General features: G+C 50.0%; 12 protein-coding genes. 3 read left to right on the forward strand and 9 right to left on the reverse strand.

Annotated features, from left to right (window positions below; all coding sequences use genetic code 11):
- Position 1: 1 nt before the first annotated feature.
- The 5 genes from BN4_RS13250 to BN4_RS13270 all read right to left on the reverse strand — a co-directional run bounded on the left by BN4_RS13250 (position 2) and on the right by BN4_RS13270 (position 5,918).
- Positions 2–1,072: a branched-chain amino acid ABC transporter permease gene (locus BN4_RS13250; RefSeq protein WP_015415915.1), complete on the reverse strand. Its 1,071-nt coding sequence runs from the start codon at positions 1,070–1,072 to the stop codon at positions 2–4.
- Between the two features lie 15 nt (positions 1,073–1,087).
- Complete coding sequence (locus BN4_RS13255) at positions 1,088–1,999, reverse strand: branched-chain amino acid ABC transporter permease (protein ID WP_041721076.1); 912 nt, start codon at positions 1,997–1,999, stop codon at positions 1,088–1,090.
- Positions 2,000–2,122: 123 nt separating this feature from the next.
- The gene (locus BN4_RS13260) at positions 2,123–3,304 is read right to left on the reverse strand and encodes an ABC transporter substrate-binding protein (protein ID WP_015415917.1); all 1,182 of its coding nucleotides are present in this window, start codon (positions 3,302–3,304) and stop codon (positions 2,123–2,125) included.
- 303 nt (positions 3,305–3,607) lie between these two features.
- A complete protein-coding gene (gene cysC / locus BN4_RS13265) occupies positions 3,608–4,204 on the reverse strand; it encodes an adenylyl-sulfate kinase (RefSeq protein ID WP_041720384.1) in 597 nt (198 codons plus the stop codon).
- Between the two features lies 1 nt (position 4,205).
- Positions 4,206–5,918, reverse strand: coding sequence for a long-chain-fatty-acid--CoA ligase (locus BN4_RS13270; RefSeq protein WP_015415919.1), 1,713 nt, complete (start codon positions 5,916–5,918; stop codon positions 4,206–4,208).
- Positions 5,919–6,413: 495 nt separating this feature from the next.
- Here BN4_RS13270 and BN4_RS13275 point away from each other — a divergent pair, with 495 nt between their 5' ends.
- The 3 genes from BN4_RS13275 to BN4_RS13285 all read left to right on the forward strand — a co-directional run bounded on the left by BN4_RS13275 (position 6,414) and on the right by BN4_RS13285 (position 9,281).
- A complete protein-coding gene (locus BN4_RS13275) occupies positions 6,414–7,061 on the forward strand; it encodes a winged helix-turn-helix transcriptional regulator (RefSeq protein WP_015415920.1) in 648 nt (215 codons plus the stop codon).
- Between the two features lie 2 nt (positions 7,062–7,063).
- Positions 7,064–8,155, forward strand: a complete 1,092-nt coding sequence (locus BN4_RS13280) for an N-acetylneuraminate synthase family protein (protein ID WP_015415921.1) — start codon at positions 7,064–7,066, stop codon at positions 8,153–8,155.
- A 169-nt stretch (positions 8,156–8,324) separates the two neighbouring features.
- Positions 8,325–9,281, forward strand: coding sequence for a chemotaxis protein (locus BN4_RS13285; protein ID WP_015415922.1), 957 nt, complete (start codon positions 8,325–8,327; stop codon positions 9,279–9,281).
- A gap of 100 nt (positions 9,282–9,381) precedes the next feature.
- On the opposite strand, the gene BN4_RS13290 is transcribed toward BN4_RS13285, so the two are convergent.
- From BN4_RS13290 to BN4_RS13305, 4 genes are all read right to left on the reverse strand, one after another.
- Positions 9,382–9,663, reverse strand: coding sequence for a DUF2325 domain-containing protein (locus BN4_RS13290; RefSeq protein WP_015415923.1), 282 nt, complete (start codon positions 9,661–9,663; stop codon positions 9,382–9,384).
- A 106-nt stretch (positions 9,664–9,769) separates the two neighbouring features.
- Positions 9,770–10,354: a flavin reductase family protein gene (locus BN4_RS13295; RefSeq protein ID WP_015415924.1), complete on the reverse strand. Its 585-nt coding sequence runs from the start codon at positions 10,352–10,354 to the stop codon at positions 9,770–9,772.
- 79 nt (positions 10,355–10,433) lie between these two features.
- A complete protein-coding gene (locus BN4_RS13300) occupies positions 10,434–10,880 on the reverse strand; it encodes a MarR family winged helix-turn-helix transcriptional regulator (RefSeq protein ID WP_015415925.1) in 447 nt (148 codons plus the stop codon).
- A 334-nt stretch (positions 10,881–11,214) separates the two neighbouring features.
- On the reverse strand, positions 11,215–12,519 hold the full coding sequence (locus tag BN4_RS13305) for a right-handed parallel beta-helix repeat-containing protein (protein ID WP_015415927.1): 1,305 nt from the start codon (positions 12,517–12,519) through the stop codon (positions 11,215–11,217).
- Positions 12,520–12,675 lie beyond the last annotated feature (156 nt).

Here is a 12,675-nt window from a genome sequence, read left to right on the forward strand (position 1 = left end):
CCTATTTGAACGTGTAGTATTTTTTGAGTTTCGGGAAGACATCGGACAATTCTTTGTTGCCCATGATGCCTTCTGGCCTGAACTGCATGACAAGGACCAGGAGCAGGGGGATCATCACCCATTTGATGACTCCTGCGGAAGGTTCCCAATCCGGGAAGACCCAGGTTGCCGGTGCCAGCAGAAAGTCCATGAGAGCCTGAGATCTGAGCAGCTCCATGAGGGCTGTGAAAACCACTGCCGAAATAACTGCTCCGGACAAGGACCCCATGCCGCCGAGATAAACCATGACCATGGCTTCGGTGGACTTGAGGATATTGAAGGATTGTGGATTAACGTAGCCGACGATATGGGCAAAGAGGCCTCCCGCGCATCCGGCGAGACCTGCTGAGATCATGAAGTTGATTGTTTTGATCTTGTTGGTGTTCACGGACATGATTTCAGCCGCCACTTCATCCTGACAGATTGCGTTCACGCCTTTTCCGTAAGTGGATGTGATGAATCGGCGTATCACCCAGATGGTGAAGATGGTGAATGTGATGACCCAGAAGAGCATCCATGGGCCGTTCAGCGTGTCTTTCATCGCCCAGACTGTGCTTTTCATTCCCTGAAAACCTCGGGAACCGCCAATCCAGTCAATGTTTTCGATGCCTGAGATAACCATGTAATTCACCGCAATGGTGATGATTGCCAGATAGTCATCACGGGTTTTGAAGGATGGGATGGCAACAAGGATGCTGCACAAGGCCGCCATGACACCACCGATGAGGATTATGAGAGGAAAGACCAGAAACGCCAGTGAAGCCGGAAGCATGGGGTCACCCAGCTTGTCACCGAAGAAGGCTACGGAGAGGACTGAAGACACATAGGCCCCCACACACATGAAAGCGGCGTGACCACAGGTGAATTCACCCATGTTGCCGTTGACTAGATTCAGACTTGTGGACATCATGATGTTGATACCAACGAACATGATGACTGCCTGAATGTAGTTTCCGATAATGCCGAACTGTGCCAGGGTCAGTAAGACGACGGCACAGGCCAGGATCAGAACATTGAGAGAGTATTTCTGCATTTCCGTGTCTCCCAACTAGATCTTGGTGGACTGTGGCATACCGAACAGTCCTGTGGGTTTGAGCCACAAAATAATGAGCAGGATGGTGAAGGCAAAGAGGTCTCGATATGTTGACGGGAAAACCGTCACGACACCGACTTCGATGAAGCCAAGCAGGAATCCACCGTAAAACGCGCCGCGAATATCTCCAATACCGCCGACAACTGCTGCGATAAATGCCTTCCAGCCGATCAGCATCCCCATGAAGGGTTCGAGAATCGGGTAGGACATGGCAAAGAGCAGCCCTGCCAGTCCCGCGAAAGCAGACCCTAGGACGAATGTGAAGACGATGATGGAATCGATGGGAATACCCATGAGCGGGATAGCGAATTTGTCGTAGGAAATACCGCGCATGGCCATGCCTATTTTCGTTCTGGTCACGATGAAATTCAGGATGGCAAAGACAGCGACTGCCGCGACAATGACAATGACCTTGAGGTTGGTAATGGTGACGCCACCGAAATGCCAGATGGATTTTTCGATCAGTTCAGGAAACTTGAGGCGGCTTGCTCCGAGGACGGCAAGGTTGGAGTATTCGAGAATCAAGCCACACATAAGGGCGGTAATAACCACGTAAAGGCGGTGTGCTCCTTTGCGTCGAAGAGGTCGATAAGCGATCCGTTCAAGGGTGACACCGACACATGCCGTCAGGGCCATGGTCAGGGGGACGGCACATATGAATGTCATGATAGGTGAAAGCCCCAGGGCTGGGCCGAGCATGAAACCTGAGACAAAAAAAGCGATATACGCGCCCACCATGAAGATGTCGCCATGGGCGAAGTTAATCAGGCGCAAAACACCATACACGAGGGTGTACCCCAGTGCGATGAGCGCGTAAAAACTTCCCCACTGCAGGGCGTTGAGTATATTTTGGATAATGAAGTCCACTGCGGTTCTTCCTTGAAATATCTTTTTGATATCGAGCCATCCGTTGGCTGGACTGGCCGTCATGGTTATCAAAAGGGCGGAGGCCTCATGGTCCCCGCCCTGTTTTCATTCGTTGTCAGCAGGTTATGGGCAGACGGATTCTTCGAAAACGAATTCACCCTGGTCGCTGATCTTGACGACGACCGCGCACTTGATCGGATCGCCCTGTGCATCAAACTTTGAGGAACCGGTGATACCGTCAAAGGACTTGATGGCGGCCAGGCCGTCGCGAACGAGTTTGCGCATTTCTACAGGATCAGAAGCAACCTTGCCTGCATTCTTGATGGCCTCAACCATGATTCCGATGGAATCCCAGGTCAGGGCTGCATAGTCGGCAGGGGTTGTGCCATAGGCTTTTTCGTAGCGGTCAATAAAGACCTTGGTGGCACCCTTGGCTCCGGCGGCGGCATAGTGAGTGGAGAAGTAGTTGCCGTAGCACTGTTCACCGCAGAGCTTGATCAGATCGGGAGTACCCCAGGCATCGGAACCCATGAAGGGGCCTTTGTAGCCGAGGTCACGAGCCTGCTGGACTATCAGTGCGACCTGATTGTAGTTGTCCGGCACGAAAATGAAGTCTGGGTTGGCTTTCACGATAGTGGTCAACTGAGCAGAAAAATCCTGATCTTTGGTGCCGTGAGATTCAAAGGCAACGACCGGGCCGAGACCTTTGGCTTCCCAGGAAGCTTTGAATATTTCAGCCAGCCCCTTGGAGTAGTCATTGGAAACGTCAAAGAGGACAGCCGAGGTCTTTGCATCGAACTTCTTGGCGGCAAAGTCTGCAACGACCGGACCCTGGAATGGGTCAAGGAAGGCTGCACGGAAGACCCAGGGGCGATCCAGAGTCGTGCTGGGATTGGTGGACCAGGGGGAAATCATGGGGACACGGTTGTCGTTGCAGGTTCCACCGGCTGGTACTGCCTGTTTGGATGAGTTGGGACCAATGATGGCGATGACATTTTCCTGATCGATGAGCTTCAGAGCCACGTTGGTTGCGGATTCCGCTTTGGACTCGTTGTCCATGTAGACGAATTCCAGGGGGTATTTCTTGCCGCCAACTTCCAGTCCACCAGATGCGTTGATGTCCTTGAGGTACATCTCCGCTGCATTCTTGGAACCTTCACCAACCTCCGGAATATCACCGGTCAGGGGCAGGTTGAAGCCGATCTTGATGGTCTGGGCCTTTTCTTCGCCGCAACCGGCGAGCAGGAAGGCGGAGCATACGAGCATGAGGGTCAAAGCACCCACGCTTTTCAGAAAAACTTTCATCATTTCCTCCTCTCATAGGAATTACAGTAACCAGTTGTGTGAACAAGCCCGATTCATACACAAAATTCAGAGTAGAGAAAAGGGGTTTTCCATAATACATTTTTGCAAATGGTCCAGTATCTATGAATTAATTTCGTATTATCGGGGAAATGTCAGTGGAATCGTCGCGAAATTTTCTTTTTACGCATTTTTTTATTACCATAAATGTCATATTAAGAGCGGAGCATGTTTTATAATTCTTAGAGAAATGCAAAAAAAAGACCCGCCGAAAAGGCAGGTCGAGGCTTCGTGTTCAGGAGATCCCTATAGCATAATCTTATCTTCCAGATAGGCCATAACGTTGTCGACGCATTCCTCAAGACTTTGTCGATCAGAGTCCAGATAGAGGTCCGGATTTTCCGGTGCTTCATATGGAGCTGAAATTCCCGTGTAGTTCTTGATTTTCCCTTCCCGCGCGAGCTTGTAGTAGCCTTTGACGTCGCGCGATTCACAGACCTCTACCGGACAATCCACATGAATGAGGTGGAAATCACCTTCGGAGTGGAGGGCGCGAAGTGCTTTTTGTACCTCATGGCGGGGAGTGATGAACGCACAGAGACAGAGGGTTCCGGCGTCCATGAAAAGTTTGGTCATTTCGCCGATACGTCGAATGTTCTCTGCACGGTCCTTTCGGGAGAAGCTCAGGTCACCACAAAGACCATGGCGGACGTTGTCGCCATCAAAGGTATAGACATTTCGGCCCTGGTCGAAGAGTCTTTTTTCAACGGCATGGGCAATGGTGGACTTGCCTGCGCCGGAAAGACCGGTAAACCAGAGGGTCACCGCGCGATGTCCATTTCTCTTTTCTCTTTCCAGTCGGCCTATTTCTCCGCGAAATTGCCTATTATGCCTCGGTGTCATGTTACTTCCGTCTCCTGGACCGCTTGCTTTTCTGCGTATCGATCTTGGCAATTTCTTCTTCACGAAGTGCGCGACGAAGGACTTTACCGACCATGGTTTTGGGGAGATCTGTTCGGAACTCAACGCGCCTCGGGACTTTATAATTGGCAAGTTTTTCCCGACAATAGGCTATGACGTCACTTCGGGAGAGGTTTTCGCCCTTTGCGAGGACAACGAAAACTTTGACTATCTCGCCGCGCGCCTCATGGGGGATGCCGACACTGACCGCCTCTTCGATTTTGGGGTGCGAATGCAGGACTTCATCTATTTCACGGGGGTATATATTGTACCCTCCTGATATAATGAGGTCTTTTTTGCGATCGACGATAAAAAAGTATCCTTCTTCATCCATATAGGCAATGTCACCAGTGTAAAGCCAGCCATTTCTGAGGACGTCAGCTGTGGCGTCAGGACGATTGTAATACCCCTTCATGACCTGAGGGCCGCGAATGACGAGCTCTCCCCGTTTGCCGGGTTCAAGGGGATCACCTCCCACGTCCATATCCACGACTTTGGCGTCTGTGTCGGGAAAGGGAAGTCCTATGGAGCCGTTCTTGCGAACCCCTTCAATGGGGTTGAAGTGTGTTACGGGTGACGCTTCGGTCAATCCATAGCCTTCTGAAAGTGCCGTCCCGGTAACTTTGGCAAACTGTTCCATGTATTCTACGGGCATGGGAGCCGAGCCGGAGACACAACAATTGATGGAGGAGAGGTCGTATTTTTCGACATCGCGTTGTTGAAGGAGTGAAATATACAGGGAGGGGGCACCAGGAAAGACAGTGGGTTTTAACTTCTGAATGCCCTTGAGGACATCCATGGGAACATATCGAGGAAACGGAGCCAGGGTCGCTCCCATACTGGTGGGCCATGTCAGGCACGTGGTCAAACCATATATATGGAAATAGGGCAGAATGCCGAGAAATGTTTCCTTCTGCTGCCCGAGGGTATGCATCATGGATTGACATTGTTGCAGGTTCGCCCCCAGATTGAAGTGGGTCAAAACGCAGCCCTTGGCAACTCCTGTCGTTCCTCCCGTATACTGCAGGAGGGCTGTGTCCTCTGGCGAAAGTCGATCCTCCGTGAACTTGTCACGGCCTTTGGTCAGTGTTTTGAAAGGGATGACTGATTTGTCGTCATAGGGGATTTTCGGGGCTGTTCCCTTTTTCATTGCCTGGAACTTGTAGAGCCAATTGAGTGGGAATTTCAGCCCCTCACCGATCGTGGTGACAAAGAATTTTTCGACATTGATTGAGTCGCGAAGCTTTTCAAGTTTGGGCCAAAGCAAATCCAGAGTTATACAGAAACGGACTCCGGCGTCATTGAATTGATGGACTATTTCCGTTTCCATATAGAGCGGGTTTGTCATGACGCCGATACCGCCGCACCGGGTCACTCCCCAGAAAGCGATAATGGTCTGGGGGAGGTTGGGAAGCATCATTGCAACCCGATCCCCTTTGCGTAGCCCGGCAGCCTTGAGCCCTGCTGCAAATATTTCGCTTTGGGCCTTGAGTTTGGCATAGGATATTGACCAATTCTTGAATACGATGGCCGTTCTGTTGGGCCATTTGTGTGCGGCGCGATCAAGAAAACGGAAAAGCGGAATCCGTTCGTAATCAATGTTTGGCGGAACAACCGGATCGTATGATTTCAACCAGGGACGGGCTATGGGCTCCATGAAGGGTCCTTTCAAAAGTATTGGGTCAGAAAAAATGTCGGGGAGACCGTATAATAGCCTGTCCATGCGGTCAACAAGGCTGTTTAAAACTCGGTGCAATCACATTTTTTTGACGGTCATTTCTCTGAGAGTGTTCTTTTAAGGAAAAGTTTTTTTACGAATAGTCTTATTTTAAAGAGCGTTGCACCCAATTGTCTTCATGGAAGACAGAGGAGATTAGCTCTTGGCAGGTATATTGCAAAATATTTTCTTGAGTCAAAGGTGTGGAAATCGTTGCCCACTGTCTAAAGTAAAATGCAGAAAGGCCGATCATTCACTGTGTCAACAATTTCTCCGTTTGTAGGAAAAACGGTTTCCTCAACGAGTGAAAGGTTGAAATGTATTGTGAATAGGCCAGTTGACAGGGTTGCAGTGCGCGACTAGGGTGATATAATCAGCACTGAAGCACGTCAAAAATCAAGATGAATCATTGACCGAGCGAATGGACGAGAGTGAATGTCAGAACCAGCTGCACATGGAATCAAAGGAATGTTGATCACGGACGGGCTTTACCTGAAACCGAGCAAGTCGACCCGGGTGCTCGCCATTCTGGAGGCATTGACTCGTGACTCGAATCTGTCCCAGTTCGAGTTGGGGAGACGCCTCAACCTGTCTGGGGCCATGGTCAACCAATATCTCAAGCAGCTTCAGGAAGGCGGGCTGGTCGAATTTCTTCCCGTCAACGGGAAAAGCTACCATTACACTCTGACCGATAAGGGAAAACAGGTCCGACGTGACATGTTTTCCGACTATTCTTCCGAGACAATCCGACTTTATACCACTATCAAGGATTTCGTCTTGGAGAATCTGCGGGGACTGCTTGATGAAGGCAAGACCCGGCTGGCTCTTTTTGGGGCTTCAGAAACCTGTGAAGTGGTTTTGTCAGCATTGCGCGACACCAAATTTCAAATAATGATTTTGCTGGACAATGATCCCAAAAAACAGGGACAGTTGTTCAATGGGCATGTGGTTTCGGCTCCTCAGGTTATGGAGCAGGTCGACTGTGACGCAGTGGTCATCACCTCATTCGGCAAGCAAGCCGAGATATATGAGCAACTCAAGCCGTACTCAGAAAAGCGCGGATTCCAAATCGTGAGATTTTGATTATGAAACAAATCAAGTCCATACAGTTGCCATCCGGCATCTTCATCGGCCAGGGATTTCCCTGTTTTATTGTGGCTGAAATAGGGAACAACCATCAGGGCGAATTCAAGATCGCCAAGGAGATGGTTGACAAGGCTGCTGCAGCCGGAGTTCAGGCTGTCAAATTTCAGAAACGTGACATGGAAGCCTTGCTGACCCGTGAAGGACGCGCTGCGCCCTATACTGGCTGCAACAGCTTCGGACCGACCTACGGGGAGCATCGGAATGCGCTTGAGTTGTCCATTGATCAAATGGCCGAACTCAAGGCATACAGTGAATCTCTTGGATTGGTCTTTTTTGCCTCAGCCTGGGATGACCCGAGCCTCAAGCAGATTCTCGGGCTCGACGTTGATTTGCTCAAGATATGTTCGGCTGACCTGGTGAATGTTCCCCTTGTCCGCAAGTATGCGGCTGCCAAGGTGCCAATCATCCTTTCAACAGGCATGAGCTCTCTTGAAGATATTGATGTCGCCCTGTCTGAGATTCGGGCTTATCATGATGATGTCATTCTGTTGCATTGCAATTCGTCATACCCTTGCCCCGAAGACCAGATCGGCCTGCCTGTCATGGATGCTTTGTCCGAGCGGTACGGATTGCCTATTGGCTACTCAGGGCATGAACAGGGCCTGGGGCCGAGTGTCGGTGCCGCCGCTCTTGGCGCATGTGTGGTCGAGCGTCATTTCACCTTGGATAAATCCTTGAAAGGGACTGATCATCAAGCTTCTCTTGAGCCACATGAGTTATCGCAGATGGTGACCATGATTCGCGAAGTGGAGCGAGCCATGTGCGTCAAAGGCAAAAAAGTTTTTCCGGAAGAGCAGGCAGCAGCCAAAAAGTTACGCAAATGCATTGTGTTTTCGCGAGATCTCCCCGCCGGGCATATTTTGGCTGAGGCTGATTTGACCACTCGCAGTCCGCGGGTGGGTGTGTCTCCAGTTCATTGGGATGAAGTGGTCGGTGCGACTCTCAAGAAATCAGTCAAACAGGAAGAACCATTGCAATGGGAAACTCTCAACGTGGCGGAAAATGATTGCGCCGATGCAGCGACCTCATAAGCATCTTGAAAGTAAATGAATGAGAGTGCCGTTTCGCCCTGGCGAAACGGCACTCCTTTTTGTGTGACACCATGCCGACTTTTCGAGAAAAGTTGAAAAAATCATTCATTGGGTATCCTGTGGGTGCTATGAGATATGGGCGGAAGACACTATGCGCCAAGGAGGCAATATGAGTCAGCAGGATATCCTACTGGAAACCGGGACAAACGAATTGGAAATCATAGAGTTTTTTATCCATGAGGAAACCGAACGTGGACTGGTCACGCATTATTTTGGCGTTAATGTTGCCAAGGTTCTCGAAGTTGTGGAAGCTCCGGACGGATTGACCGGGTCTGAAGCGGCTGTTCATCCGAGTTTTTTGGGAACCATTCCGCTGCGAGATCTTATTCTTCCGGTGGTGGATTTGAGCGTCTGGCTGGATTTGCATCGGGCCGAGGATTTGAACGAACCGATTATTGTGACTGAATTCAACGCCATGATAACCGGTTTTCTGGTCTCAGGCGTTACCCAGATTCACCGCGTCAATTGGGCTGAAGTCGAACCGCCGAGCAAATATTTTTCCAGTATGGATTCCAACTGCATAACCGGAACCATCAAGATCAATGATCGTTTTGTCCTGATGCTTGACCTTGAACAAGTCCTTGCTGATCTTGATGAATCGGGTTCCACTCAGGCAAATCTCAGCGATATTGTTTCTGATGAGCGCTATCACGCAATGATAGCGGATGATTCAACCTCTGTGCGCGAATTGCTCCGAACGAATTTTACCAATGCCAATTTTGAAGTCACCTTGGCGTATGATGGAGCGGAGGCGTGGGCGAAACTCGAAGCGATCAAGGCTCAATCTCAGAAAGAGGACCGTTCTCCGCTCGATTATTTGGATGTGGTTGTCTCTGATGTGGAAATGCCACAGATGGATGGATATACGCTCACGAGAAAAATCAAGGAAGACCCTATACTCAAAGTACTCCCGGTGACCTTGTTTTCGTCCTTGATATCCAAGTCCGTTTTACATAAAGGCAAGGCCGTTATGGCAGACGCGCAGGTGACAAAGCCCGAGTTTAATGGATTGACCGCCAAGGTCATTGATCTGATTGAGAGCTGGCGAGAGAAAATACAGGGATAATGCTCATCTGTTCTGGTCGAACTAGAGACCAGAGCCGAGATGGGGAGACGACGGTTTCGGCTCTGGTCCCTTAGAGGGGCTGGAAATATGAACTGCAGTCCTAAGTGGTTGCTTCGCCTATACAATCACGCAGGGAGCTGACGCCACAGGAGTGACGCATGATCACAGGAACACCGGTTCCGCGCAGAGCAGCAAGAACGTCCTTGCGAGCTTTGTGGGAAACCTTGTTGGTGAAGAGGACGACGAAGTCGACATTCCCCAAGGAGCCGGATATCTTTCGCTCCTTTCCTGTGTAGCATTTTAGTTTGACTCCATTCTTTTTGGCTTCATTCATGTAGTCTCGTTTCAACCTGTCCATTCCGCCTACTAATGCTGCGCACATAGTTCCCTCTTCTTTGTTGAGATTGAAAATCGTTATCAATCAATATGAGGAACAGACGGCGTTGTCAACCAGGAAAAGCGTTCCTGGTTGTTTTTTTCTCAAATTGTTATCGTTTTGTCTTCAATGTGTCCCGCAGGGCTTTTCCGTCATGCCATGCCTTGCCTTTTTGTTCTCCAACTGACCAGTAAATATTGTCCGGCATGGAAAGGAGTAATGGCCGGACTTTGGTTATGTCCGGATACCCATCTGTCATGAAACGGTCTTCAGTCCAGGTGCCTTTGACTTCTCCGAGGAAGAGAGAATGGGTCTCCAGGTCAACGTGTTTGAATAATTCAAGCTCTATTGATATCGGGCAATCCTCGATCAATGGGGCGTTGGCAAGAGAGCCGAAATGGACTTTGAAAACAGTTGATTTGTCGGTGCGGTTTCCAGATGCGAGGCCGACGTAGTCAGTTTCGTTCACCATATCAACTGAAGGGAAATTGATGCTGAACTGTCCTGTTTCCAGAATAGCCCTATGGGTTGCGTGCTTGGCATTGACGCCAATACCCATGAGGCAGGGTGTGTGAGTAAACCGACTGACCCAGGCCAGAGCCATGAAGTTGGGTTTTCCGTCAAGCATGCTTCCGACAATGGTCTGCGGGGCTGGGAGCACATACGGATCCGTGCCTATGTTCATTCTTTCGTGCATATTTTTCTCCTTGGTTGCAAGTGATTAGATTGTTGTTTGTACATACAAGTTTTATGACTTTGAGAAACAGTGAAAGACTTCACCGAGAGAACTCGCCGAGGTTTTCCAGTTGCTGATTTGCCTGGTCTATGAGCGAGGTCAGTTCATGTCCTTTTTCGGTGCCGAGAACTTTGGAATATTGGTCATGCAATGTTTTCCAGGCGTTTTCAATGGCAGGGGTCAACTCTGCTCCCTCACGAGTCGGGTATATTCGAACAATTTTTCCTTTTTGTTCGCGCTCTATGAACCCATTGTATACCAACTTGTCAGCGAACCGGGTCAGGGTCGATGGGGCAAGGGCGAGGTGCTCACTCAATTCCTTTTGGGTTATTCCTGGCTGTTCATTAATGAGTACCATCATGAATGCGTGAGAAGGTGAAAGGCCGGTTCCTTTGAAAGCCATGTCCGCCATTTTGCCTATATTTCGTGCAAGGCTGTTGGCGGTAAAATACAGACAGTTGTGGAGATATCGTGAAGCAGTTGTCATGAGATGTCCTTTGTTTGTACATACAAATATAATGAATGTTGTCTTCTGTCAAGAGCGGGTGAGGGTGCTTTGGAGGGGGAATGGGAAGAGGGATGAAGGTGTTCTGTGTGGAGTTGTGAGAAAGAATATCGGAAGACATTTGAGAAAGTGATGCCTTTTGTGAACGAAAAAGTTGGGGAGGCAGGGGAGGTGATTACAGGTCTCATTGTCATGGTGAAGAGGGGAGTGGGTGGGCTTTCAGGGTGCTGTCTGTCGCTTGGGCAGAAGGCTGTTGCTCTGTGTATTCAAGGAAAGGGCATCGGGACCGGAGTGATTTCTGTGATGTGATCAGGGGTTATTGCTCAACCGGTTCCCATGAACCGCTTTCCGGGGCTATTTCAGGCAAAGCACAGGGTTTTGCATCAACAACCCGGTTTCCCATTCCTTTATCGACCAGGAGCGGGGCGGCCCCGATGATGACGTTGACATTACCGCCTAGAAAAATCTGTCCTTTGATAGGGGTGAAATCGTTAAGTTCAGTCCATGCGAAGGTATTGGTCTCTCCCCTGAGAGATTCAAAGGAATGACAGTATATGGCGTAGCGTCCCTCCCCTCGGACTCTATTATTGGCAAAGAATCCCCGGGAGCCGGTTTGAACAATGCCACGCGCTTGAGACCCGCCGCCCATGATAATATCGTTGCAGGTTATAACCATATCGTTCGCATAGAGGAGCATGCCTGTGGAGGCTTTTCCTCGGACTTCAATTCTATTGCCACTCATTGTCATTCTATTATTCTTGCTGAAGTTGGCTCCGCCGCTTGTGTCAAAGTACCACCCGGCTACAATGCCATTCGGCCCGTACTTGTGAGGAAATGGAATCCCATCTTCCGGGGTCGTAATACGATTTTTATCTATGGTGATAGAGCCTTCCCCCTTGGGACCGATGACATTGTCCAGAACTTCGATGCCATTTCGGGCGGCTTCGTTAATGATATTGTTTGTGATGCTGATCTGGGCGGCCCAGGTCCAATCTATCATGATGCCGTATCCAGCCACGGTATCCGGGTTGTCTGTGTCCATGGAAAAACGGTTGTTGACTATTTTGATGGTCCCGAGAGCTGCCCGCTTGAGACGTTTGCTTCTGTTGTCGAGTCGGTTACCAACGACAATCCCGGCTTGGAAAGAGAGAGTCTCCCCTCCCGTCCATTTGACATTGATTTGTTGTGGTTTGACATTGCTCACCGTACAGCCTCGAACATCAAGGCCTCCCACATGAGGAAAGTGAAGTGGGGTTCCCTTGGCACCGTCAAAGTGAATGGAATGAATCGCGATGAGTGGCCCTTTGCCGGAAGGCGGCGCTCCTTTGACGGGGAGGGGGGAATAGAAACTCCAATACCCACCGGAGAGCGTGGTCGTTGGTTCGCCCTGAGAATCCTTCTCGCCTCGGATGCGGACATTTTTGGTGATTTTGATTCTGCCATCCGTGCCGAGGTCAAAATCCCCCTGCAACACAATAGTCCCCCCCCCGTCCACCGCTTTTTGGATATTGGCGATATCCTGTTCCGGGTTACCGGTCCCGACTATTGTTTCTTCGGCAAGGGCCGGATAGGCGGTGAGCAAACAGATGAACGCAAGTATAATAACAGCACGGCAGGGCATGAGGCCTCCGATTATAGGTGAAATTCTTCGAAGAATTTACATCCTTCCGAGCAGATATTCAAGATCGGGACTGTTCATTTTTCTTTCTACTCTGCAAATGCGTGTACTTGAAGGAGGCTTTTCCCATCGCCTCATCCCTCCCTCGTCATCTTCCCC

This window comes from Pseudodesulfovibrio piezophilus C1TLV30, assembly GCF_000341895.1.
Lineage (GTDB): Bacteria > Desulfobacterota > Desulfovibrionia > Desulfovibrionales > Desulfovibrionaceae > Pseudodesulfovibrio > Pseudodesulfovibrio piezophilus.